The following is a 21,815-nucleotide window of genomic DNA, read 5'->3' as shown; positions in this document are numbered from 1 at the left end:
ATCAATCGTCCTCATTGTCTGTTGAAATCGGTCTGCCATCGCGACGACACCCGCCGCGATGATGTGTATCGGTCAAACGGCTTCCGCAGCCTGGCGGACAGGCTCGTATCGCCCTATCGAATGCGTCACGTCGAGGCGACGTCCGGTTTCCCGGTCGAAGACGTGCAGCTGGGCGGGCGGCAGGGCCAGTCCGATCAGGTCGCCGGACGCAACACGGATATCAAGCGGGATGGCGGCTGCAAAGATGCGGCTGCCGAAGGCGGCATGGACGATCCGTCCCGAGCCGAGCTCTTCGACGAAATCGACCCGCGCCGGTAGGCCCTCGCCCGCCGGCACCACGCGGCATTCTTCCGGGCGGATGCCGAGCGTCACGTCGCGACCGGCAAGGGCCGCGGCCATGGCGGAGGAGATCGGGATCGCCAGATGCTCATGGCGGGCGACCGTGGCGGATGCGTCGATGCGGGCGTCCATGAGGTTCATCGGCGGCGCGCCGATGAACGAGGCGACGAAGGTGCTGGCCGGGCGGTGATAGATGTCGAGCGGCTGGCCGACCTGCTCCACATGCCCCTTGTTCATGACGACGAGCTTGTCGGCCAGCGTCATCGCCTCCACCTGGTCGTGCGTGACGAAGACGGAGGTGGCCGACAGGCGCTGATGCAGCTTGCGGATTTCGGCCCGCATGGTGACGCGCAGGGTGGCGTCGAGGTTCGACAGCGGCTCGTCGAACAGGAAGACCCCGGGTTCGCGGATGATCGCGCGGGCCATGGCGACGCGCTGGCGCTGGCCGCCCGAAAGGGCCGCCGGCTTGCGCTCCAGATAGTCGCCTAGCCCGACGATCTTGGCGGTCTCGGCAATGCGCGCGCGGCGTTCGGCCTTGGGCACGCCCGCCACTTTCAGCGCATAGCCGATATTGTCGGCCACCGTCATGTGCGGATAGAGCGCGTAGTTCTGGAACACCATGGCGCAGCCGCGCTCGCGGGGTTCGAGCTTGTTGACGACCCGGCCGTTGATCTCGATCTCGCCGCCGGTGATGTCCTCCAGCCCCGCGATCATGCGCAGCAGCGTGGACTTGCCGCAGCCGGAGGGGCCGAGGATGACGACGAATTCGCCGGAGGCAAAGGCAAGATCGATGCCGTGCAGCGTTGCGGTCTTGCCGTAGGATTTGCGGACGGCCCGGATGGTGATGTCAGCCATGGGTGAAGCCTTTCTGTTTGGAGTGGCTGCTTTTCAGCGCCGAAATGTCATTTTTCGCTGGAGACGAGGCCGCGCACGAACCAGCGCTGAAGGACCGCGACGACGAGGAGCGGCGGCAGCATGATGATGAGCGAGCCGGCCAGCGTGACGTTCCAGTCCGGCGTGCCGTTCTCGGCCGGCAGCAACGCGACGAGCGACATCATGGTGGTCTTGTAGGCGGGATCGGTGATCATCAGCAGCGGCCAGAGATACTGGTTCCAGCCGTAGACGAACATGATGGTGGTCAGCGCCAGCATGTTGGTGCGCGAGAGGGGGATGAGCATGTCGATGAAGAAGCGAACCGGCCCCGACCCGTCCATGCGGGCAGCCTCGGCAAGTTCGTCGGGCAGGGTCATGAAGAACTGGCGGTAGAGGAAGGTGCCGGTGGCTGTTGCGACCAGCGGCAGCGTCAGCCCGGCATAGGAGTTCAGCAGGTTCCATTCGATCGACACCGTGATGCCGGTGACCCAGGCGATCAGAAGACGGATCGGCTCGAACAGGTCCGCGGCGACCGCATAGGTCGGGACCACGCGCACTTCGAGGGGAAGCATCAGCGTGATGAACACGATCCAGAAGAAGAAGTGCTTGAGCGGGGTGCGGAAGAACACGATCGAGAACGCGGTGAGCGCCGACAGCGCGACTTTGCCGAACGTGACGATGCTTGCCATGATGAAGCTGTTCAGCATGGCCGTGCCGAGATCCGCCCGCTGCCAGGCTGCCGTAATATTCACGATCAGCTGGTTCTGCGGCAGGAAGTTGAAGGGAACGGCATTGACCTGCTGCACGGTCTGGCTGGCGCCGGCGACGATGACGGCGAAGGGACCGAGGAGAAGGAGAAAGCCAAGCGCCATCAGCACGTAGGTGAAGGCGTCGGCATAGGGTGTGCGCTGGATCACGGTCGTCTCACTTGTAATGCACGCGCCGCTCGACGAAGCGGAACTGGATGAAGGTGAAGATCATGATGAGGCCGATGAGCACGATGCTCTGGGCCGAGGCGCCGGAATAGTTGAGGCCGCGGAAGGCTTCCTCGACGATGCGGTAGACCATGACGTCGGTGCCGTGGTTGGGGCCGCCATCCGTCGTGCGGGCAACGATGCCGTAGGTGTCGGCACCGACGAAGCCTTCGGTCATCATGATGACGGTGAGGAAGAACAGGGTGGGCGCCAGCATCGGGATCTGGATGTCGATCGCCCGGCGGACCGGCCCGGAGCCATCCATCGCGGCCGCTTCGGTCAGCGACTTCGGCACGGACTGCAGGCCGGCGAGCAGGAAGATGAAGGTGTAGCCGGCCCATTTCCAGGCGAACACGACGATAACGAGGATCAGCGCGTGGCTCCCGTATTTCGCGGGATTCCAGAAATCGGGAAAGGCGGAATTCACCGAGGCCATCAGCCCGCGTTCGGGCGACAGGATGAAGCGGAAGGCCATGCCCGCGGCCGGACCGGCAATCGCGTAAGGCAGGATGTAGAGAAAGCGCACCGCGCCCGAGCCAGGCAGCTGCCGGTCCACGGCCAGCGCCAGCACGAGGCCGATGAAGATGGTGCTGAGCGTGCCGGCCAGCGCGAAGGTGAGGCTGACGACGACCGAGTTCCAATAGAGCGGATCGGCGAACACGTCGCGGAAATTGGCAAGGCCGACGAATTCGGCAGACCCGCCGAAGGGCGGCTCCAGCGTGAAGGCCCAGCGGACGACGGCGACGGCGGGCCAATAGAAGAACAGCGCGATCAGCGCGAGCTGCGGCAGGGCGAAGGCGGTCGGAAGCCACCAGCTTCGAAAGACGGCGCGTTTGTCCATGATGGGGAACCTGAAAGTAAGCAGACGGCAGGAAAGCCTGCCGCAGGACGCGGCAGGCTCGATGACGGTGGGGAGCGCTTAGTTCAGCGTCTGGCCGGCATAGGTCTTTTCGAAGCGGCGCAGGATGGTGTTGCTGCGCTCGGCAGCCTGGTCGAGCGAGGCCTGCACGTCGGCGTTCTGCATGAAGATCGCTTCGAGCGCGGTACCGACTTCCTTGCGGATCTGCGTGAAGCCGCCGAGGCGGATGCCGCGGGTGTTCTCCGAGGTCGGCGTGTAGGTGAGGCTGGCGATCGACAATTCACGACCCTTGTAGGGCGCCTTGTCGTAGAAGCCGTTGGCCTTCATGGCGTCGAAGCCGGTCTTGGTGACGGGGATGTAGCCCGTGACCGTCGACCACCACTGCGCCATCTCCGGCGTGCCGAGATAGTTGAGGAAGGCTGCGGCACCCTTGTACTGGGCATCGGGAAGGCCGGCCATGACCCAGAGCGAAGCGCCGCCGACGAGCGAGTTCTGCCGCTCGGTGCCCTTCCAGACCGGAAGCATGGCGACGTCCCACTTGACGCCTTCCGGCAGGGTCTTGCCGATCGTGCCGTGGTCGGCGATCGACGTCTGGATCATCTGGCAGGTCTGCGAGGTGAAGGCCGGGACGACGTCCATGCCGAGCTGCTTGGTCTTGATCACCACCAGCTTCTCGTCGGCCAGCTTCTTCAGAAACTTCACCTGATCGACGAACTTGGTCTTGTTGAAGACGACTTCGGCATCGAGACCCTTGTAGCCATTGGCCTGCGTCGCGATCGGCAGGTTGTGGATGGCCGAGAACTGCTCCATCGTCGCCCAGGTGTCGAAGCTCATGCCCATCGGGCATTCGTAGCCGGCAGCCTTCAGCTTGCGCGCGGCCTCTTCGACCTGCTCCCAGGTGTCCGGCTTGAAATCGATGCCGGCTTTGGCGAAGGCGTCGGCATTATAATAGAACATCGCGGTGGAGGAGTTGAACGGGAAGGAGTTCAGCTCGCCGGCAGCGGTCGCGTAATAATTGGCGATGCCGCCGAAATAGTTGTTCCAGTCGATCGTGTAGCCGTTGTCGGCCATCAGCGTCTTGGCCGGAATGAAGGCCTTGGACAGCATCAGGTCCAGCGTGCCGGCATCGTAGATCTGCGTGATGGCCGGCTGCTTCTTGGCGCGATAGGCCGCGATCGTGTTCTGCAGCGTGGTGTCGTAGCCGTTCTGCGAGGTGCAGACGATCTCGAAGTCGCCCTGCGACTGGTTGAACTTCGAGCAGGCTTCCTGCACGCGCTCGCCGAGATCGCCCGACAAGCCGTACCAGAATTCGAACTTGGTCTTTTCCGCATGGGCCGGTGTGGTCGTGGCGGTGAGGGTGGTGGCGGCCAGAAGGCCCGCCAGGACGGATGTCAGAACGGAAATTTTCATTTTGTGCCTCTTGCAGGGACGTGAAGGCCTATCCGGGCTCGAGGCCTCGGATAAATCCTCGCCGCTGCTAGCAGCCGGGCATGACAGTCAGGCGTCGGTTTGTTTACGGAATCATGACGGTCGAAAATGACGCAGTGCAGCGCACTCGAAACCGGCAAATGCCCGAAAAACCGCGGGAAGGTAGTGTTAACCATTTCCCAATGGGAACTTAATCCCTCAAAAAGAGGCGTTATTTCAACGGCATGGAGGAGGTGATGCCGAATTGTCTCCAATTTTAACCATATGAATCGATCCCCAAATCTTCAGATTGACGCAGGGGGAAGGAGGCTGTTAACTTTCTGTTAACGATTAGAGCGGTGCGCGCAGCCTTCAAGACGCGAAACCGGCGTTGTTGTCATTTTTCGAGCGGGGACCGGACGTCGCATGCTTTGCGGCGAAGGCTTTCCTGCGCCACAGGGGATGTGCATGGCACAGATGACGGGGCTCAAGGGAATGGTCTTCGCGCTCGCGAGCCTTCTCGTATCGGCAGGTGCCGCCGTACCGGCGCTCTCGGCGACCGCACTGTCCATGCAGACAGGCGCCATCACGTCCCAGCCCATCGGCCACTACGAATTCTGCAAGACGCATGCCGCCGAATGCGACATCCGCACCCGCTCGACGCCCGCACCCCGCGTGACCGCCTATGGCTGGTCCGTCATCCGCGCCGTCAACGCCGACACCAACCACGAGATCACGCCGATGACCGATCTCGAGCTTTACGGCCGGGACGAGGTCTGGGCCTATCCGGAAACCGCCGGCGACTGCGAGGATTACGTTCTTCTCAAGCGCAAGCGTCTCATGGAAAAGGGCTTCTCGCCGGCCGACGTGCTGATCACCGTCGTGCGCAAGCCGGACGGCGAAGGCCACGCGGTCCTGACCGTGCGCACCGCCCAGGGCGATTTCGTCCTCGACAATCTCGACGACGACGTGAAGCTCTGGACCAAGACCCCCTACCGCTTCCTCAAGCGCCAGGCCTCGTTCAACACGGGCCGTTGGGTCACCATCGAAAACGGTGCCGAAATCGTCGTGGGTTCGGTCGGGCGATGATCCATCACCTGTCGCTCGGCGTGTCTGACATCGAGAGCGCGGGACGGTTTTATGACGGGTGCCTGACGCCGCTTGGCTATGCCCGGGTCTGGGAGGATCTGGAGCAGGGTAGCGAAGACCAAGCTATCGGCTACGGCCTTCCAGGCGGTGGCGACAAGCTTTGTCTGAAGCTGCGACCGGGAAAGGACTGCGCGCCGGGCTCCGGCTTCCACCTAGCATTTCATGCCGGGACCCCTGCGGCCGTCGATCGGTTTTATGCTGCCGCCCTTGCGCTTGGCGGCAAAGATAACGGCGCCCCCGGCATCCGCGCGCATTATGGACCAACCTACTACGCGGCATTTGTGATCGACCTCGATGGTCACCGCATCGAAGCCGTCTGCAAGGACTGAAGAACGCCTGTTCTCAACTGTTTCCGATCAGAATACCCGCTCCCAGAACCAGCCCGCCGCCCAGCACGACCTGGAAAGCCGCGCGTAAAAACGGCGTTTCCATGAAGCGGTTCTGGATGAAGGCGATGGCCCAGAGTTCGATGAAGACGACGGCGACGGCGAGTGTGGTTGCGGTCCAGAAATCCGGGATCAGGTAGGGCAGAGCGTGGCCGAGGCCGCCGACGGCGGTCATGATGCCGCAGGCAAGGCCGCGCTTCAGCGGCGAACCGCGTCCCGAGATCTTGCCGTCGTCATGCGCCGCTTCCGTGAAGCCCATGGAGATGCCGGCGCCGACGGAAGCCGAGAGGCCGACGAGGAAGGTCTGCCAGGTATCCTGCGTCGCGAAGGCCGCGGCAAAGATCGGGGCGAGCGTCGAGACGGATCCGTCCATCAGGCCCGCGAGCCCAGGCTGGACATAGGTGAGCACGAACTGCCGTCGTGCCGTGTCGTCCTCCGAGGCCTTGACGTCGTCGGGTGCGTGCCGCGCGCCGAGCATGCGGGCGATGTCCTCGTGACCCTCTTCGGCCAGTGCGAGATCGCCGAGCAGTTTTCGCGTCTCGGCATCGCCGACGCGCTTGGCCGCCTCATGATAGAAGTTCTGCGCCTGCCGTTCCATCGCCTCGGCTTCGCGCCGCATCCGGTCGAGCGTCAGGCTGCGCTGCAGCCAATCGGGCTTCTGTCGGATGAAGCCGCTGACATGCTCGCGGCGAATGAGCGGGATCCGCTCGCCGAACCGCCGGCGGTGCATGTCGATCAGCATGTTGCGGTGCGTATGCTCGACCGTCGCCATGTCCTCGAACACCTTGGCGGAAGCAGGATAGGCGGCGCGCAGGTGATCGGCATAGGCAAGATAGATCCGCGCATCGTCCTCTTCGGAAGAGATCGCAAGCGCTAGGATTTCCTGCTCGCTCAAACTGTCGAAGGCGCGGCGGGAACGGGAGAAGAAGCTCGTCAGCATGATCGGTCCTGAATTAGAATAATTCTAAACTAGACCGTTTGCCGACAAGATCAAGCGCGAATGTGCAAACGCGTTCCAAGAGATCGCGCAGAACCAAAGCTTACGGTGCGGGACTTGGCAGGGAACAAAACCGCACGCATCACGTTCACTTGGGCAATTCGAAATCATTGAACCCACGGAGAATAACAATGGACGTAAACGGCGTAGGCTGGCTCGCAGCCATCATCATCGGCGGTTTTGCCGGCTGGCTCGCAGAACAGTTCATGAAGTCCAATATGGGCGTGTTCATGAACATCATCCTCGGCATCATCGGTGCCGTTGTCCTCAACGCGATCCTGGCCGCTATCGGCGTATCGCTCGGTGCGGGCTGGATCGCATACCTGATCACCGGCTTCATCGGTGCCTGCATCCTCATCGCCATCGGGCGCATGGTGCGTCGCTAAGCGGCGTAACAGGGCGGCAGGCGTAACGAACCGCGACCTTTTCTAGGAGATCAACATGCTGACATTCGCTGCCGAAGGCAACGGTCAGGGCAAGCTGGAAATCAACGGGCAGACGGCGCCCGTGACGTACGAACTTGTCGTCGCCCGGGAAGAGGACGAATCGCGTCAGGTGCGCATCCGCCTCAATGCACCGCGCGACTGGCTGCTAAACCAGGGCTTCAAGGGTGAGGCAATCCTTGTGCGCGCCAATGGCGACCGCATTCCCGTCCGCCGCGAAGGTGGGTTGGATGTGGACGATGCCGTCTCGGTGACGCTCGAAGGCTATGACGATACCCGAAGCGACGCGTCCGATGTGGATGCGGCCTATCCCGAGCTGAAGCACTGATTTCAACCGCATGGCCGAAATTAGAAAAGGGCGCCGTTCATCACGGCGCCCTTTTTGTATGTGTCGTTTGCGGGACGATCAGTCCTTCGCGCGCTCGACATAGGAATTGTCTTCGGTCGCGATGACGACGCGGGTGTTCGCGACGATATGCGGGGGAACGAGCGTGCGGACGCCGTTCGACAGGATGGCGGGTTTGTAGGACGACGACGCCGTCTGGCCCTTGGTGACCGGCTCGGTCTCGACGATCTCCAGCGTCACGTGGCGCGGCAGCTGGATCGCGATGGCGAGGCCTTCGTGGATCGACAGCGTCACGGTCATGCCGTCCTGCAAGAAGACCTTCTGGTCACCGATGTCGTCGGACGTCATCACCAGCTGGTCGTAGTTTGCCGGGTTCATGAAGTGGAAGCCTTCGCCGTCTTCATAGAGGAAGGTGTGATCGCTATCCTCGACATAGGCGCGCTCGACCTGTTCGGTCGTGCGGTAGCGCTCGGAAACCTTCACGCCGTCGGAGATGCGGCGCATGTCCACCTGCGTCACCGGCGTGCCCTTGCCGGGATGGAAGTTGGAGGCTGTGAGAACGACATAGAGCTTGCCGTCGACGTCGAGCACATTGCCCTTGCGAACGGAGGAGGCGATCACCTTGACCATAAGTCTTCCTTGTAACTGATAAAGATGCATCGTAGAGCGTTGAAAACCTGCCCATCTGCGATGCGGGTAAAACCGGATTTGGGCCGCACCTAGCGCATATCAGGGCAAATAGCCAGTGCGGGCCGCGCGGCGGACGCCAAGAATGCCTGAACATGAAGGGCTGCTTCCCGCTCGAGCGATGCCCGACCCCGAACCCCAAACATCGAACGAGTGACCGACCCTGCCATGACGCCAGCCGCAGCCTCCCCCTGGTGGACCCAGCATGTTCACGCCGACCGCCGTCCCTTTCTGCTGGCCCGAAACCGGATCAAGGCGGCGCTGCGCGATTATCTCGCGCGCGAGGATTTCATCGAGGTGGAGACGTCCGCTCTTCAGGTCTCGCCCGGCAACGAAGCCCATCTCCATGCCTTCGAGACGGCCGCGATCGATCCTGACGGCACGCGGACGCCGCTCTATCTCCACACCTCGCCGGAGTTCGCCTGCAAGAAGCTGCTGGCGGCGGGCGAACAGCGCATCGCCTGCTTCGCGCCGGTCTACCGCAATCGCGAGCGCGGGCCGCTGCACCATCCAGAATTCACCATGCTCGAATGGTACCGCGCCGGCGAGACCTACCAGTCGCTGATGACGGATTGCCACGAGATTCTGATGCGCGCGACGGAGGCTGCGGGAACGCGGATGCTCGGGCATCGCGGCCGGTTCTGCGATCCCGCGCTTGAGCCCAAGCGCCTGACGCTGGCGGACGCCTTTACCCGATATGCAGGCATCGATCTCCTCGCGACGGTCGGCCCTACGGGCGAGACGGACCGCGATGCGCTGGCTGCGGCCGTCGGCAGCGCCGGGATAAGGATGGCGGGGGATGACAGCTGGTCCGACCTTTTCAGCCGGGTTCTCGTGGAGAAGATCGAGCCGCATCTGGGCCTTGGCCGGGCGACGATCCTTATGGAGTATCCAGTGGCCGAGGCCGCACTTGCCCGCCCGTCGCCTGGAGATGCGCGCGTGGCGGAGCGGTTCGAGCTCTATGCCTGCGGCGTCGAGCTGGCCAATGCCTTCGGCGAACTGACGGACGCCGGCGAGCAGCGGCGGCGGTTCGAGCTGGAGATGGCGGAGAAGAGCCGCATCTATGGCGAGCGCTATCCGCTGGACGAGGATTTTCTCGCAGCCCTTGCGATCATGCCGGAAGCGAGCGGCAGCGCGCTGGGTTTCGACCGTCTCGTGATGCTGGCGACGGACGCATCCCGGATCGAGCAGGTGCTCTGGGCGCCGGTGGCAGGCACGGAAGCGGGACGATGAGCGGTCCGAGGGCAGGCCCGGGGAGCAGTGTGGCGCTGAAAAGCATCTCTCAACTGCGCGATGCCGGGCTCTTGGGCGAGCAGGCCGGCGATGTCGAGGCGGTCGCGCGCCGCTATGCCGTCGCCGTCACGCCGGCCATGGCGGCGCTCATCGATCCCGATGATCCCCGCGATCCGATCGCGCTCCAGTTCATTCCCGATATCGCCGAACTCGACCACAGGCCCGAGGAGCGTGCCGATCCGATCGGCGATGCCGCCCATAGTCCTGTCGAAGGCATCGTCCATCGCTATCCGGATCGGGTGCTGCTGAAGGTCGTGCATGTGTGTCCGGTCTATTGCCGCTTCTGCTTCCGCCGCGAGATGGTCGGCCCGGACGGGCTGGGCACGCTAACGGCGGACGCGCTGGATGCGGCGATCGCCTATATCGCCAACCATGCCGAGATCTGGGAGGTCATTCTGACCGGTGGCGATCCGCTGGTGCTCTCGCCCCGAAGGCTCGCCGACATCATGGGGCGGCTCGCTGCCATCGACCATGTGAAGATCGTCCGTCTGCACAGCCGCGTTCCCGCCGTCGATCCCTCGCGGATCGATGCGGCGCTGATCGCCGCCCTCAGGGCGAGCCTCAAGACGGTCTATGTCGCGCTGCATGCCAACCATCCGCGGGAGCTGACGCCGGAGGCACGCGACGCCTGCGCCCGGCTGGTGGATGCCGGCATCGTCATGATCAGCCAGACGGTGCTGCTGAAGGGCGTGAACAACGATGTCGCTACGCTGTCGGCCCTGATGCGGGCGTTCGTAGAGACGCGCATCAAGCCCTATTACCTGCACCACCCCGACCTTGCGCCGGGAACGGCCCATTTCCGCCTGTCGGTGGAGGAAGGGCAGGCGCTGGTCGCCGCCCTGCGCGGCACGATTTCCGGCCTCTGCCAGCCGACCTACGTGCTCGACATCCCCGGGGGGCATGGCAAAGCGGTCATTGCAGCCCCCAGTATCGAGCGGACCGATCAGGGCCACAGGGTCGAGGATTTCCGCGGCGGCATTCACGATTATCCACCCCGCTGAACGAGAAAAGCCGGCGCCTTTCGGCACCGGCTCTCGTCGTTCCCGAGGGAAAAGGACGCTTACTGTTCCTTGATCGGCGCGATGGAGATTTCCACGCGACGGTTCTGGGCGCGGCCGGCTTCGCTGGAGTTGGATGCGACAGGACGTTCGGCGCCATAGCCCATGGCCGACATGCGGCGCTGGTCCACGCCCTGCGACCCCAAATAATTGGCGACGGAGGCGGCGCGGCGTTCCGACAAGGCCTGATTGTGGCCGGCGCTGCCGGTGGAGTCCGTGTGGCCATCGACATCGACGAGCGTCTTGTTGAACTTGCGCAGCACGATCGCCACCGAGTTCAGCGTCGAGTAGAAGCCGGGCATGACCTGATCCTGGTCGGTCGCGAACGTGATGTTCGACGGCATGTTCAGGATGATGCGGTCGCCCTGGCGGGTGACGGAGACGCCGGTGCCCTGAAGCTGCGCACGCAGCTCGTTTTCCTGGCTGTCCATGTAGTTGCCGATGAGGCCACCGCCGAGCGCGCCGATGCCGGCGCCGACCAGCGCGGAATCACGCCGTCCGCGGGCACTGCCGCCGACGAGAAGGCCGGTTGCGGCACCGAGGCCGGCACCGATCAGTGCGCCGCCTGCCGTGTTCGACATCTTCTGTTCGCCCGTATACGGGTCGGTCGTCGTGCAGCCGGAAAGGTAGATGGCCGAGACGGCCACGATGGCGAGTTTCTTCATCATCGAATCAAGGGTCCCCAAAATTGCTCCCTGTTTCTCATAGCATTGATTGCGGCCTTATGATGGAAATCGGGTTTCGGCCGGATGCGCTCAGGTGTCGGATGGGGTGAGCGACTTGTAGAAGAACGTCGAGCCGCAGAAGCTCCCATCCGGAAAAAGCGCATAATCCGGAATGACACCGGCACGGCTCCAGCCGAGCCGGGCATAGATCGCCTCGGCCGGACTGCCGGTTGCCGTATCCAGCACGAGAAGATGCCGCCCGAGCGCCAGCGACTGGCTCTCCGCTGCCGTCATCAGCAGGCGCGCAAGTCCCCGGCCGCGACCGCGCCGGTGGACGAGAAGCTTCTTCAGGTCGGCCCGGTGCGGCTGGTTCGGCGGCAATCCGATGCCGAGCTGCACGGTTCCCAAGATCTCGCCATCGGCTTCCGCCACCAGCAGCACGGTGTGTCCTGATGTCACGGCATCCGCGACGCCGGTCCAGTAGGTCGCCGCATCCTCATCGCCGAACGGCGAGAGAAAGCCGACCGATGCGCCGCCGTCAATGCAGTCGATCAGGATCGCCGAAAGTGCTGAAATCGCTGTGCGGGTTTCCTCGCCGGTCAGGCGGCGAATCGCCGGCAATGTGGTGTTCACGGCCATCGTCATGGGCGTCCCTTGCTGGTTTGCGGATGACCGCGATGGAGGATGATGGTGTAGCGGGCCATGTCTGCATGGGGGTTCGAGAACACAATCATCTCGCTCAGCCGCATGAACAGGCAGTCGCCGGGGTGGAGATGGTAGGTCTCGTCGCCCGCCGTCATCGTCATGCGGCCCTCGAGCAGCCAGAGATGCTGCGTCGTGCCGCTGTCGAACGCCTGCGGCTCGAACACGACCCGCCCGCCCGGGGGGAAGTTGACATCGACGATATCGACCGGCGACCCGGTGGCTTCCGGCGACACGGCCCGCCGGATATAGCCGGTCTCCGGATCCCGCCAGACATGCTGGTCCTCCGCCCGCCGCAAAGGGCTTGTCCGTGGCGCATCGTCGGCGAAGAACCGCGACAGGGTCGTGCCGAGCGCGTGGCAGAGGCGCGCCAGAAGCTGCGCGGTCGGATTGGCCTCGCCGCGCTCGATCCGCGAGATCATGGCGCGGCTGACGCTGGCACGCTGCGCCAGCGCATCGAGCGTGATTGCTTGGTTTTGGCGCAGCGATCGGAGTCTCTCGCCGATATCCGCGTCGGACGGGGTGATGTCTGATTCCATTAAAAAAGAATTGCAATCTTCTATAATGGAGTCAAGCGACGCCGAAGCGGTCGGACCTTATGGTATCCGAAAGCTGAACGCCCTGCATTTCCCGCTTTGCGGGCGTCGGGAGCGCTGCTATATGCGGGCGCATGAGCACACCATCCTCCAAGACGCCGCTGGATCATATCCGCAACTTCTCCATCGTCGCCCACATCGACCATGGCAAGTCGACGCTTGCCGACCGGTTGATCCAGTCGACGGGCGGCCTTGCCGAGCGCGACATGTCCGAGCAGGTGCTGGACTCGATGGATATCGAGCGCGAGCGCGGCATCACCATCAAGGCCCAGACGGTGCGTCTGCACTACAAGGCCAACAATGGCGAAACCTATATCCTGAACCTGATCGACACCCCCGGCCACGTCGACTTCGCCTATGAAGTCTCCCGCTCGCTGTCGGCCTGCGAAGGCTCGCTGCTGGTAGTGGATGCCAGCCAGGGCGTCGAGGCGCAGACGCTGGCCAACGTCTATCAGGCGATCGACAACAACCACGAGATCGTCACGGTCCTCAACAAGATCGACCTGCCGGCGGCCGAGCCCGACCGCATCCGCGAGCAGATCGAAGAGGTCATCGGCATCGATGCGAGCCAGGCGGTGCTGATTTCGGCCAAGACCGGCCTCGGGATTCCCGACGTTCTCGAAGCCATCGTCCACCAGCTGCCTGCGCCGAAAAGCCCGGGCGGCGAAAAGGCGCCCCTGAAGGCGCTGCTGGTCGATAGCTGGTACGACACCTATCTCGGCGTCATGGTGCTCGTGCGCGTCATCGACGGCGTGCTCACCAAGGGTCAGACGATCCGCATGATGGGCACGGACGCGAAGTACCAGGTGGAGCGCGTCGGCGTGCTCACGCCGAAGATGCTGGCCGTCGATAGCCTCGGCCCGGGCGAGATCGGCTTCTTCACCGGCTCCATCAAGGAAGTGGCCGACACCCGTGTCGGCGATACGATCACCGAGGATAAGAAGCCGACGGCGCAGGCGCTGCCGGGCTTCAAGCCGGCCCAGCCGGTCGTGTTCTGCGGCCTCTTCCCGGTCGATGCCGCCGATTTCGAGGATCTGCGCTCGGCCATGGGCAAGCTGCGCCTCAACGATGCGTCCTTCTCCTTCGAAATGGAAAGCTCGGCCGCGCTCGGTTTCGGCTTCCGCTGCGGCTTCCTCGGCCTGCTGCATCTCGAAATCATTCAGGAACGCCTCGAGCGCGAGTTCGACCTCGACCTGATCGCAACGGCTCCCTCGGTGGTCTACAAGCTGACCATGACGGATGGCTCCGAGAAAGAGCTGCACAACCCGGCCGACATGCCGGATCCGGTGCGGATTTCCGAAATCCACGAACCGTGGATCAAGGCGACGATCCTCACGCCCGACGATTATCTCGGCGGCATTCTGAAGCTCTGCCAGGACCGGCGTGGCGTGCAGACGGAACTCACATATGTCGGCAAGCGCGCCATGCTCACCTATGAGCTGCCGCTCAACGAAGTCGTGTTCGACTTCTACGACCGGCTGAAGTCGATCTCCAAGGGCTATGCCTCGTTCGACTACCATCTCGACGGCTACAAGGAGGGCAACCTCGTGAAGATGTCGATCATGGTCAATGGCGAGCCGGTCGATGCGCTCTCGATGCTCGTGCACCGCTCGGCCGCCGAAAAGCGCGGACGCGACATGTGCGAGAAGCTGAAGGACCTGATCCCGCGGCACATGTTCAAGATCCCGATCCAGGCGGCCATCGGCGGCAACGTCATCGCGCGCGAGACGATCTCGGCCATGCGCAAGGACGTGACGGCCAAGTGCTACGGCGGCGACGCCAGCCGCAAGCGCAAGCTGCTCGACAAGCAGAAGGCCGGCAAGAAGCGCATGCGCCAGTTCGGCAAGGTCGATATCCCGCAGGAAGCCTTCATCGCCGCCCTGAAGATGAGCGACGAATAGAGACTCGAGACGTCGTCCAGTGCGTTGCCGGCGTATCAGCGGCGCATCGGACGATGTCGTTTTTCTCATCGGCATTTCGGAAAAGTGAATTTTGTTGTAGATCTCGCTGAAGGCGGACGGTGCCCGGCCGTGACCGAAGGGGGGACATGACATGCATAAGTTCAAGATCCTGAAAGCAGCCAGCGGCCAGTTCCGCGTTCAGTTCCTCTACAATGCGGAAGTTATGGTCTGGTCTGAGAACTACGCTTCCAAAGCCAGCGCCAAGAACTGCATCGACTCCATCAAGACGAATGCCCCGGGCGCGTCAACGGTCGATCTGACCAAGGATGAAACCGGCTCCGGGTATCGTTTCGAAATCGTCGAGAACAAGGGTGGCGAACACTTCGTCCGCTTCAAGGCGGCAAACGGCGAGCCCATGGTGCAGTCCGAGGCCTACGCCTCGAAGGCAAGCGCCAAGAACTGCATCGACTCCGTCAAGAAAAACGCGCCGGGCGCACCCGTCGAGGACGAGACGGTCACGGTTTGAACCGCAGGTTATCCAGCCTCGTTGGTCCTGCGGCAACGCCAGCCGCAAGATGCTCGACAAGCTCAAGGCTGGCAAGGTTGACATCCCGCAGGATGCCTTCATCGCCGCCCTGAAGATGAGCGACGAATAGCCGAGCCTCTTTTCTTCTGGGCGGGATGGTCTATCCTGATGTCTCCCGCCCGGAAGCGGCCTGCAGCTTTGCAAAACGATCGGCAGGACGCGTCAGGGTTTCCCATCGAGGATACTCGCATGTCGCAAAGAGCCCGGATACGGCCCGACGTCTCGCTCGACGACAAACTCGTCGCTGACGCGCTGGAGCTGAACATCGATATATCGAGCGCAGCAGCCGACGGCGTCGCCAAGGCGGTCAAGGCGGAGCGGGAGCGTCTTTGGTTGATTGAGAACGCCGAGGCTTTCCGAGCCGAGAGAGCGTATATCGAAACGCACGGTCTGCCGTTGGCGAAGTATCGCCAATTCTGATGGCACGCTTCCGTGTCTATGAACTGAAGTCTTCTGAGATTTTCGCGCTGGATCTGCAGGCGGATCTCGTGGAGCTTTTGCCGACACGGGTCATGGCGCCGCTCTATCCACTGACAACGATGACCTGGGCGTTCAGTCGCTTGAACCCTCGCTTTGTGATCGACGGGCAAACCTATTCCATGGCAACGCAAAGGATGTCGGCTGTGGATCAGCGAGACATCGGGCGTGAGGTTGCGAACCTGTCCTCCCGTTCCGACGAGATCACAGCCGCTCTCGACTTCCTCTTTCAGGGCTTCTGATCGTCACGCTGCGGCATGATAGGCAGAGATCAGCCCGGCGAAATCCTCCATCGGCGGGAAACGCTCGTAGCTGTGGGCGGCACCCGTTTCGGCGAAGCCAAGTTTCTCGCAGGTATAGGTCTCGATGAACGGGCGATACCAGGCAATATCGTCCAGCATGGTCGCGCGGACATTCACCATATCCGGCATGCCCTCGATCCGCGTGAACATCCAGCTCATGCAATGCGGGCAGCAGAAGTGATGCAGCATCTCGCCATGGAGACCGCCGATCACCGGCTCGCCCTGCGTGACGGAAAAGCCTGTCGCCGGAACGGCCACGCTGAGGGAATAAGGCCCCGATGTCATTTTCTGGCATCCGGTACAATGACACGCCATGGTCAGGATCGGCTCGGCCGTGATGCGCAGGCGGACTTTGCCACAACGGCAGGCGCCCGTCAGAGGCAGGGATGGTGAAACCGCCATTCCAATTTCCTCAATCGTGCTTGCAGGGCCAGTTCGGTGGCGGCGTCAGTCCGGTCGGAAGTTTCGTCTGCCCATCGCCGCAGGCGAGTGCGATCTGTTCCTGTTTCAGGCCGGTCGCCGCCGACAGGTCCAGCCCCTCGACGCGGGTAAGGAACAGGAACGCCTCGTCGAATGCGATGGGGCCCTTGAATGTCGCACCGGTCAGCTTGGCGCGGGCAAGGTTCGCCAGCGAGAAGCGTGTGCCGGTAATGGTCGATTTCGAGAAGTTGACCCTGGAAAGCTCAGCCTTACTGAAATCCGCCCCGGTCAGGTCCGCTTCCGTCAGGTTGGTGCGCTGCAATTCGGCACCGGCGAAGGACGCCCCGGCCGCCTTGATGCCGGAAAAATTGGAGCGATAGGCTTCGATCCGCGAGAAATTCGCCTTCTCGGCCGTGGCGCCGCTCAGCGACGCGCGGATCAGCGTGGCCTTTTCAAGGTTCGCCTCGGTCAGATCCGAGCTCCCGAGATCGGTGGCCGACAGGTTGGCGCCTGAGAGAACTGCCTTGGTCAGGGTGCTGGAGGGCAGCATCAGGTTGGCCTTGCTGCAGCCGCTCCAATCGATCCCGGCATTGGGCGTCGCCTCGCAATCCGCAGCCGCCACCGGGCCGGATGCACCATAAAGGCTGGCGAGGATCATGCCGGCGAACAGGCCTGCGAGCGGCACGCTGGCATGTCGGGCGGCCTTGACGCGGGCGGTAACCCGGTCACGATAGGAAGGGGTCTGGGCCCGGCCGGTGTGGTTCGTCATCATTGCATTGCACGCCGGAAACCGGCGTGTCCTCCACCTGTTCATGATGACGAACATAGGTGGAAGAAACCTAGGCTGCAATGGTGAAGCCGGGTTTCGTCACCGCTGACAAACGCTCGATGACCGGGCGCCTCAAGCCGCATCCACCCGTGCTGCCGCCCTATCCTGCGCTACAACGATCCTGCGGACCCAGGCGCGTGCGAGCGCCAGGCCCGCCGTGTCCGACGCGGCACCGTGCTGCGCTTCGAGATCTGCGGAGCGGGACAGCCAGTCGGGATCGATCCGGTCGATCTGGTCCTTGTAGATCTTCTTCCATCTGGCGATGACGGCCGTTCCGGCCTCGAAGTGGAACTGAATCCCGTAGCTCGCCCGGCCGATGCGGAAGGCTTGTAGCGGAACCGCGTCGTTGCCCGCCAGAACCTCCGCTGCCTGCGGCAGGGTGAAGGTGTCGGAATGCCACTCGAAGGCCGGAAAGCGTGGGCCGGCCGCAGACAGAACCGGGTCCGCCTGTCCCGCCGCCGTCAGCCCTATCTCCTGCCAGCCAAACTCGCGCGCTGCGCCGAGACGATTGTCGCCGCCATGCGCCCGGGCGAGAAGCTGGCTGCCAAGGCAGATGCCGAGCACCGCCCGATCCATTTCCGTGAAACGGCGCATCAGATGGCAAAGCGTCGGCAGATAGGGATGAAGCGCATCGTCGCGCGCGCTCTGCTCCCCGCCCAGCACCACCAGGGCATCGTAAGGCTCCGGCTCTGCCGGCAGGCCATCGCCGGCATAGGCCTTGCGGATATCGAGACGCGCGCCCGCTTCCGCGAGCGCGATACCGACAAGACCGAGATCCGAATGAGGCATGTTTTCGACGACGAGGACGTGCATGGCAGCTCCGCAGGCTTGGGGTTACCGGATAGAGATCATGCGCGGCGGATACGTTCAAGAGGGTGGTGCAAGCCCGCATTTGCGGGACTTTTGCGTGCCGAGCCTTGACCTTCAGCCGCGAAAGAGGCATTGCACCGCCTCAATCGCGCCGAGATCGGCGCTCGATATTGGATACACCATGGCCAAATCCACCTCTTCGGGCCGCACCCAGCGCATGCTGCGGGTCGGCGAACAAGTCCGCGCAGCCCTGGTTCAGGTTCTGCAGCGGGGAGAGGTGCGCGATGCGCTGATCGAAAGCACTGTTATATCGATCTCGGAAGTCCGCATGTCGACCGACCTCAAGGTGGCCACGGCCTATGTGACGCCGCTCGGCGTCGCCGATCATGCCGGCATCGTTGAAGCGCTGAACCGGCATGCCAAATTCCTGCGGGGCCGCCTGTCGCCGCATCTGCGCCAGATGAAGTACATGCCGGAAGTGCGCTTCGAGGACGATACGAGCTTCGACAACTACAAGAAGATCGATGACCTCCTGCGTTCGCCCGATGTCGCCCGCGACCTTGGCCCGAGCGACGACGAGGCCGAAGACCGCTAGGGCGGCAGGACGAGCCTGCACAGTGAAGCGAACCCCTGAGGTTCGACAAAACCGACACGAACATTGGAACGACAAGACGATGGGTAAACCGCGCAAACCAAAAGGGCGGCCGGTCTCCGGCTGGCTGATCCTCGACAAGCCGCTGGATTTCGGATCGACGGAAGCCGTCTCCAAGATCAAGTGGCTCTTCAAGGCCCAGAAGGCCGGCCATGCCGGCACGCTCGATCCGCTGGCCTCCGGCATGCTGCCGATCGCGCTGGGCGATGCCACGAAGACCGTTCCTTACGTGATGGACGGGCGCAAGATCTACGAATTCACCGTCGCCTGGGGCGAGGAGCGCACGACCGACGACCTGGAAGGCGCTGTTGTCCAGTCTTCCGACGAGCGCCCGAGCGAGGAGGACGTCCGCGCCCTCCTGCCGAACTATACCGGCGTCATCGAGCAGGTCCCCCCGCAATTTTCCGCCATCAAGATCGCCGGCGAACGCGCCTACGATCTGGCGCGTGGCGGCGAGGTGCTCGACATTCCCCCGCGCGAGGTCGAGATCTTCCGCCTGTCGCTGCTCGGCTGCACGCCCCATCTGGCACATTTCGAGATCGAGTGCGGCAAGGGCACCTATGTCCGCTCGCTCGCCCGCGATTTCGGTCGCGATCTCGGCTGCTTCGGCCATATCGCCTCGCTGCGCCGCTCCTTCGTCGCGCCTTTTGCCGAGGACAAGATGGTGCCGCTGTCGCAACTGACGGCGCTCGAATCCATCGAGAGCGACGAGGACCGGCTGGCGGCGCTCGATGCGTTTCTGATCGATACGGGCGAGGCCCTGTCGAACCTGCCGCATATCGCCATCACCGAGGATCAGGCGCACCGCATCCGCATGGGCAACCCGATCATCCTGCGCGGTCGCGATGCGCCGCTGGCCGAAGACGAGGCCTATGCCACCGTTCGCGGCCGGCTGGTTGCCATCGGCGAGATCGGCGAAGGCGAATTCCGCCCGAAGCGCGTCTTCAACACGGACTGATCTAGCCTCGCTGACTGGGCCCCGCTGACTGGGCAAGCCGTTCACTTGCGCGCACACGAACCCGTGTCCTTTCAAACAGGGTCCGGGCGTGGTCTATTGCCGTGATTCGGGGCGTCGGCCTTTTCGGCCGGACGAAATCTGTTCCGGTCGAGGGAGCGAGCCGGCGTTGATCGTCCGGGACGGGGTCGAAAGGCAGCGCCTCCAGCGTGTCCAGACGGACGCGCGGCGCTGCGGGGGCGAGGGATCTTGGGTGTTGGGCTGAACAGAGGCTTGCGCCAACGAATGATCAGCAGGCTTTCCGGCCTGCGCAAACGCCTGCGCCGGCCTCTGGCGTTCTACCTTGCCGCCTTGCTGCTGGTGGCGATCATTCCGTCCTTCCTCTTTTCCATGGTGGTGCTGAAACGTAGCATGGACGATCAGGAGCGTGTGGTCACAGCGCTTCTGAAAGCCTCGACCGGCTCGGTGACGCGGGCCGTGGAGCGCGAGGTGGACGGCATGCTCACGACGCTGCGCGTGCTCGCCTCGTCACGGACGCTGGAAAACGAAGATCTCGGCGTCTTCTACCAGCGCGCCTCCTCGGCACTTGCCGGCACGGGCATGAACCTTCTGATCATCGACCGCAGTTACCAGCAGCTGGTCAATACGCGCATTCCCCTGGGCCAGCCGCTCGGCCGGGCGTCGGATCCGGTCTCCGTCGATCAGGCATTTCGAAGCGGCGCACCTCTGGTCTCCACGGTGTTCTTCGGGCGCACGGCGCAGACGTGGGTGTTCAACGTCTACCTCCCCGTCTTGTCGGCCAACCGGCATGGGGACTATCTGATGACCCTGACGCGCGATGCGGTGTCGCTGGAGCGCTCGATCGGTCGTGATGTGCTGTCGCCGGGCTGGAACGCCGCGATCATCGACGGTGCCGGCGATGTCGTGGCCGCATCGGACCCGAAGGTCGAACCCGGCAAGCCGTTCTTCATGTCCATCGTGCCTTCCTTGCGTGTCGGCGTGGGCGAAGCGGACGAGGGTGGCACCCGCTACCGCACCGTCACGGAGTTCTCCGTGCTCAGCGGCTGGAAGATCGTCGCCTGGGCCAAAGCCTCCGATGTCGAAGCGGCCGCGCGTCGCTCCTATGCGTGGCTGGCGGGCGGTGCGCTGGTGTTCGCCGCCATCGCTCTTGGCATTTCGCTCGCCATCGCGCGCATGATGAGCCGGGGCGTGCGCCTGCTGGCGGACGATGCCCGCCGGCTCGGGCAGGGCAAGCCGGTTGTCTTGCGCCCTCATATGGTGGAGGAGGTGGCCATCGTCTCGACTGCCCTTTCGGAAGCCGCGGAAGAGCGGGTGCGGGCCGAGGCGGAAATCCGCTTCCTGATGCGCGAGGTGGCGCACCGTTCCAAGAACCAGCTGAGCGTCATCCAGTCCATGCTCAGCCAGTCCATGCCCAGCCAGTCCGGCGCATCGCCGGAAAGCCGGCAGGATTTCGTGGAAAGCTTCCGCCGCCGGGTCGCCGGCCTTGCACGTTCCACGGACCTGATGATCGCGAATGCGGCGCAGGGCATCGACATGGACGAGCTGGCGCATAACCAGCTGCAGCCCTTCATCCCCGATGATGGCGATCGCTTCCACATCTCCGGCCCGCCGGTGCGGCTCGATACGCAGGTGTCGCAGACGCTGGGCATGGCGCTGCACGAGCTCGCCACCAACGCCACCAAATACGGCGCACTCGCCAATGCGAACGGCCGGGTCGATCTCTCCTGGACCCTCGACGAGGGGACGTTCCGCCTCGTCTGGCGCGAGAGCCGCGCCGACCTGACGCCGGAGATGCGGGCGCCCGGCCGCAAGGGCTTCGGCACGCTCGTGCTGGAGCGCATGCTCGGCATGTCGCTCGACGCGCGGCTGCAGCGGCTGATGCACGAGGACGGTATCGAGTGGCAGGTGGAGATCGACAGCGCCCGGCTGAACACGCCCGCACCCGACGGCGGGACGGGCGCGGCGGCAGGGTAGGGCAGGGGCACGCCCTGCCCGGCTCGCCTTGGGCCGGCTGTCCTCGGGAATGCGGCTCTTTCCTTTCTGTCACGAATGCTTTATAGGCACCGCCAGCATAAGGATGGGCTTTAA

25 protein-coding genes are annotated in these 21,815 nt (G+C 63.6%); 13 read left to right on the top strand and 12 right to left on the bottom strand.

The features are described from left to right. Positions 1-72: 72 nt before the first annotated feature. From C8J33_RS11550 to C8J33_RS11535, 4 genes are all read right to left on the bottom strand, one after another. Positions 73-1,194, bottom strand: a complete 1,122-nt coding sequence (locus C8J33_RS11550) for a sn-glycerol-3-phosphate import ATP-binding protein UgpC (protein WP_132664278.1) — start codon at positions 1,192-1,194, stop codon at positions 73-75. Between the two features lie 47 nt (positions 1,195-1,241). Next, positions 1,242-2,129, bottom strand: a complete 888-nt coding sequence (locus tag C8J33_RS11545; RefSeq protein ID WP_110800426.1) for an ABC transporter permease subunit — start codon at positions 2,127-2,129, stop codon at positions 1,242-1,244. Between the two features lie 7 nt (positions 2,130-2,136). Beyond that, positions 2,137-3,027, bottom strand: a complete 891-nt coding sequence (locus tag C8J33_RS11540; RefSeq protein WP_110800425.1) for a carbohydrate ABC transporter permease — start codon at positions 3,025-3,027, stop codon at positions 2,137-2,139. A 78-nt stretch (positions 3,028-3,105) separates the two neighbouring features. Further along, positions 3,106-4,455, bottom strand: a complete 1,350-nt coding sequence (locus tag C8J33_RS11535) for an extracellular solute-binding protein (protein ID WP_132664277.1) — start codon at positions 4,453-4,455, stop codon at positions 3,106-3,108. Positions 4,456-4,920: 465 nt separating this feature from the next. On the opposite strand from C8J33_RS11535, the gene C8J33_RS11530 reads away from it, so the two are divergent. Then, on the top strand, positions 4,921-5,541 hold the full coding sequence (locus C8J33_RS11530) for a transglutaminase-like cysteine peptidase (protein WP_110800423.1): 621 nt from the start codon (positions 4,921-4,923) through the stop codon (positions 5,539-5,541). Continuing rightward, positions 5,538-5,930 carry a VOC family protein gene (locus C8J33_RS11525; protein ID WP_110800422.1) on the top strand — a complete coding sequence of 131 codons (393 nt, stop codon included), beginning with the start codon at positions 5,538-5,540 and terminating at the stop codon, positions 5,928-5,930. Before C8J33_RS11530 ends, C8J33_RS11525 begins: the two co-directional genes overlap by 4 nt. Before the next feature lie 13 nt (positions 5,931-5,943). Here the strand turns inward: C8J33_RS11525 and mbfA are convergent, their stop codons facing one another. Beyond that, positions 5,944-6,927: an iron exporter MbfA gene (mbfA, locus tag C8J33_RS11520; protein WP_132664276.1), complete on the bottom strand. Its 984-nt coding sequence runs from the start codon at positions 6,925-6,927 to the stop codon at positions 5,944-5,946. Positions 6,928-7,115: 188 nt separating this feature from the next. Here mbfA and C8J33_RS11515 point away from each other — a divergent pair, with 188 nt between their 5' ends. Both C8J33_RS11515 and C8J33_RS11510 read left to right on the top strand, forming a co-directional pair. Continuing rightward, the gene (locus C8J33_RS11515) at positions 7,116-7,370 is read left to right on the top strand and encodes a GlsB/YeaQ/YmgE family stress response membrane protein (RefSeq protein ID WP_062471330.1); all 255 of its coding nucleotides are present in this window, start codon (positions 7,116-7,118) and stop codon (positions 7,368-7,370) included. 55 nt (positions 7,371-7,425) lie between these two features. Then, entirely contained in the window at positions 7,426-7,755 is a 330-nt protein-coding gene (locus C8J33_RS11510; RefSeq protein ID WP_132664275.1) for a hypothetical protein, read from the top strand. A 78-nt stretch (positions 7,756-7,833) separates the two neighbouring features. Here the strand turns inward: C8J33_RS11510 and efp are convergent, their stop codons facing one another. Further along, positions 7,834-8,403, bottom strand: coding sequence for an elongation factor P (gene efp, locus C8J33_RS11505; RefSeq protein ID WP_110800419.1), 570 nt, complete (start codon positions 8,401-8,403; stop codon positions 7,834-7,836). Positions 8,404-8,628: 225 nt separating this feature from the next. Here efp and epmA point away from each other — a divergent pair, with 225 nt between their 5' ends. After that, positions 8,629-9,693: an EF-P lysine aminoacylase EpmA gene (gene epmA, locus C8J33_RS11500; protein ID WP_132664274.1), complete on the top strand. Its 1,065-nt coding sequence runs from the start codon at positions 8,629-8,631 to the stop codon at positions 9,691-9,693. Further along, on the top strand, positions 9,690-10,754 hold the full coding sequence (locus C8J33_RS11495; RefSeq protein WP_132664273.1) for a lysine-2,3-aminomutase-like protein: 1,065 nt from the start codon (positions 9,690-9,692) through the stop codon (positions 10,752-10,754). The genes epmA and C8J33_RS11495 overlap by 4 nt, the downstream gene beginning before the upstream one ends. 59 nt (positions 10,755-10,813) lie before the next feature. Here C8J33_RS11495 and C8J33_RS11490 read toward each other — a convergent pair whose 3' ends face one another. The 3 genes from C8J33_RS11490 to C8J33_RS11480 all read right to left on the bottom strand — a co-directional run bounded on the left by C8J33_RS11490 (position 10,814) and on the right by C8J33_RS11480 (position 12,717). Further along, complete coding sequence (locus C8J33_RS11490) at positions 10,814-11,479, bottom strand: OmpA family protein (protein WP_110733162.1); 666 nt, start codon at positions 11,477-11,479, stop codon at positions 10,814-10,816. Between the two features lie 87 nt (positions 11,480-11,566). After that, positions 11,567-12,097, bottom strand: coding sequence for a GNAT family N-acetyltransferase (locus C8J33_RS11485; protein ID WP_132664544.1), 531 nt, complete (start codon positions 12,095-12,097; stop codon positions 11,567-11,569). Positions 12,098-12,117: 20 nt separating this feature from the next. Next, on the bottom strand, positions 12,118-12,717 hold the full coding sequence (locus C8J33_RS11480) for a helix-turn-helix domain-containing protein (RefSeq protein WP_132664272.1): 600 nt from the start codon (positions 12,715-12,717) through the stop codon (positions 12,118-12,120). 131 nt (positions 12,718-12,848) lie between these two features. Here C8J33_RS11480 and lepA point away from each other — a divergent pair, with 131 nt between their 5' ends. From lepA to C8J33_RS11460, 4 genes are all read left to right on the top strand, one after another. Further along, positions 12,849-14,675 carry a translation elongation factor 4 gene (gene lepA / locus C8J33_RS11475; RefSeq protein WP_132664271.1) on the top strand — a complete coding sequence of 609 codons (1,827 nt, stop codon included), beginning with the start codon at positions 12,849-12,851 and terminating at the stop codon, positions 14,673-14,675. A 151-nt stretch (positions 14,676-14,826) separates the two neighbouring features. Next, the gene (locus C8J33_RS27900) at positions 14,827-15,201 is read left to right on the top strand and encodes a YegP family protein (RefSeq protein ID WP_110800414.1); all 375 of its coding nucleotides are present in this window, start codon (positions 14,827-14,829) and stop codon (positions 15,199-15,201) included. A 249-nt stretch (positions 15,202-15,450) separates the two neighbouring features. Beyond that, complete coding sequence (locus tag C8J33_RS11465) at positions 15,451-15,681, top strand: type II toxin-antitoxin system CcdA family antitoxin (protein ID WP_132664270.1); 231 nt, start codon at positions 15,451-15,453, stop codon at positions 15,679-15,681. Further along, on the top strand, positions 15,681-15,980 hold the full coding sequence (locus C8J33_RS11460) for a CcdB family protein (RefSeq protein WP_132664269.1): 300 nt from the start codon (positions 15,681-15,683) through the stop codon (positions 15,978-15,980). The genes C8J33_RS11465 and C8J33_RS11460 overlap by 1 nt, the downstream gene beginning before the upstream one ends. Positions 15,981-15,983: 3 nt before the next feature. Here C8J33_RS11460 and C8J33_RS11455 read toward each other — a convergent pair whose 3' ends face one another. The 3 genes from C8J33_RS11455 to C8J33_RS11445 form a co-directional block, all read right to left on the bottom strand. Continuing rightward, positions 15,984-16,442, bottom strand: coding sequence for a GFA family protein (locus tag C8J33_RS11455; RefSeq protein ID WP_132664268.1), 459 nt, complete (start codon positions 16,440-16,442; stop codon positions 15,984-15,986). Between the two features lie 10 nt (positions 16,443-16,452). Beyond that, on the bottom strand, positions 16,453-17,118 hold the full coding sequence (locus C8J33_RS11450) for a pentapeptide repeat-containing protein (protein WP_132664543.1): 666 nt from the start codon (positions 17,116-17,118) through the stop codon (positions 16,453-16,455). A gap of 243 nt (positions 17,119-17,361) precedes the next feature. After that, positions 17,362-18,102 (bottom strand): type 1 glutamine amidotransferase, encoded by a 741-nt coding sequence (locus C8J33_RS11445; RefSeq protein ID WP_132664267.1) that lies wholly within the window; start codon positions 18,100-18,102, stop codon positions 17,362-17,364. A gap of 178 nt (positions 18,103-18,280) precedes the next feature. Between C8J33_RS11445 and rbfA the strand changes: the two genes are divergently transcribed. The 3 genes from rbfA to C8J33_RS11430 all read left to right on the top strand — a co-directional run bounded on the left by rbfA (position 18,281) and on the right by C8J33_RS11430 (position 21,701). Continuing rightward, positions 18,281-18,694 carry a 30S ribosome-binding factor RbfA gene (gene rbfA, locus C8J33_RS11440; protein WP_132445614.1) on the top strand — a complete coding sequence of 138 codons (414 nt, stop codon included), beginning with the start codon at positions 18,281-18,283 and terminating at the stop codon, positions 18,692-18,694. Between the two features lie 79 nt (positions 18,695-18,773). Beyond that, the gene (truB, locus tag C8J33_RS11435; RefSeq protein WP_110727517.1) at positions 18,774-19,709 is read left to right on the top strand and encodes a tRNA pseudouridine(55) synthase TruB; all 936 of its coding nucleotides are present in this window, start codon (positions 18,774-18,776) and stop codon (positions 19,707-19,709) included. Positions 19,710-19,991: 282 nt separating this feature from the next. Further along, the gene (locus C8J33_RS11430) at positions 19,992-21,701 is read left to right on the top strand and encodes a sensor histidine kinase (protein ID WP_132664266.1); all 1,710 of its coding nucleotides are present in this window, start codon (positions 19,992-19,994) and stop codon (positions 21,699-21,701) included. The last annotated feature ends 114 nt before the right edge of the window (positions 21,702-21,815 follow it).

This window comes from Rhizobium sp. PP-CC-3G-465 (assembly GCF_004343445.1).
In the GTDB taxonomy this organism is placed as follows: domain Bacteria; phylum Pseudomonadota; class Alphaproteobacteria; order Rhizobiales; family Rhizobiaceae; genus Ferranicluibacter; species Ferranicluibacter rubi.
Note: the sequence above shows the minus strand (reverse complement) of the source record. Positions and strands in the feature narration are given on the sequence as shown.

Coding starts and splice junctions, on each gene's coding strand:
- C8J33_RS11495 (WP_132664273.1), top strand. CDS start 9,690: ATGAGCGGTCCGAGGGCAGGCCCGGGGAGCAGTGTGGCGCTGAAAAGC.
- epmA (WP_132664274.1), top strand. CDS start 8,629: ATGACGCCAGCCGCAGCCTCCCCCTGGTGGACCCAGCATGTTCACGCC.
- lepA (WP_132664271.1), top strand. CDS start 12,849: ATGAGCACACCATCCTCCAAGACGCCGCTGGATCATATCCGCAACTTC.
- truB (WP_110727517.1), top strand. CDS start 18,774: ATGGGTAAACCGCGCAAACCAAAAGGGCGGCCGGTCTCCGGCTGGCTG.
- C8J33_RS11515 (WP_062471330.1), top strand. CDS start 7,116: ATGGACGTAAACGGCGTAGGCTGGCTCGCAGCCATCATCATCGGCGGT.
- mbfA (WP_132664276.1), bottom strand. CDS start 6,927: ATGCTGACGAGCTTCTTCTCCCGTTCCCGCCGCGCCTTCGACAGTTTG.
- C8J33_RS11540 (WP_110800425.1), bottom strand. CDS start 3,027: ATGGACAAACGCGCCGTCTTTCGAAGCTGGTGGCTTCCGACCGCCTTC.
- C8J33_RS11430 (WP_132664266.1), top strand. CDS start 19,992: ATGATCAGCAGGCTTTCCGGCCTGCGCAAACGCCTGCGCCGGCCTCTG.
- C8J33_RS11445 (WP_132664267.1), bottom strand. CDS start 18,102: ATGCACGTCCTCGTCGTCGAAAACATGCCTCATTCGGATCTCGGTCTT.
- C8J33_RS11455 (WP_132664268.1), bottom strand. CDS start 16,442: ATGGCGGTTTCACCATCCCTGCCTCTGACGGGCGCCTGCCGTTGTGGC.
- C8J33_RS11490 (WP_110733162.1), bottom strand. CDS start 11,479: ATGATGAAGAAACTCGCCATCGTGGCCGTCTCGGCCATCTACCTTTCC.
- C8J33_RS11480 (WP_132664272.1), bottom strand. CDS start 12,717: ATGGAATCAGACATCACCCCGTCCGACGCGGATATCGGCGAGAGACTC.
- efp (WP_110800419.1), bottom strand. CDS start 8,403: ATGGTCAAGGTGATCGCCTCCTCCGTTCGCAAGGGCAATGTGCTCGAC.
- C8J33_RS11525 (WP_110800422.1), top strand. CDS start 5,538: ATGATCCATCACCTGTCGCTCGGCGTGTCTGACATCGAGAGCGCGGGA.
- C8J33_RS11450 (WP_132664543.1), bottom strand. CDS start 17,118: ATGATCCTCGCCAGCCTTTATGGTGCATCCGGCCCGGTGGCGGCTGCG.
- C8J33_RS11530 (WP_110800423.1), top strand. CDS start 4,921: ATGGCACAGATGACGGGGCTCAAGGGAATGGTCTTCGCGCTCGCGAGC.
- C8J33_RS11460 (WP_132664269.1), top strand. CDS start 15,681: ATGGCACGCTTCCGTGTCTATGAACTGAAGTCTTCTGAGATTTTCGCG.
- rbfA (WP_132445614.1), top strand. CDS start 18,281: ATGGCCAAATCCACCTCTTCGGGCCGCACCCAGCGCATGCTGCGGGTC.
- C8J33_RS11510 (WP_132664275.1), top strand. CDS start 7,426: ATGCTGACATTCGCTGCCGAAGGCAACGGTCAGGGCAAGCTGGAAATC.
- C8J33_RS11550 (WP_132664278.1), bottom strand. CDS start 1,194: ATGGCTGACATCACCATCCGGGCCGTCCGCAAATCCTACGGCAAGACC.
- C8J33_RS11535 (WP_132664277.1), bottom strand. CDS start 4,455: ATGAAAATTTCCGTTCTGACATCCGTCCTGGCGGGCCTTCTGGCCGCC.
- C8J33_RS11465 (WP_132664270.1), top strand. CDS start 15,451: ATGTCGCAAAGAGCCCGGATACGGCCCGACGTCTCGCTCGACGACAAA.
- C8J33_RS27900 (WP_110800414.1), top strand. CDS start 14,827: ATGCATAAGTTCAAGATCCTGAAAGCAGCCAGCGGCCAGTTCCGCGTT.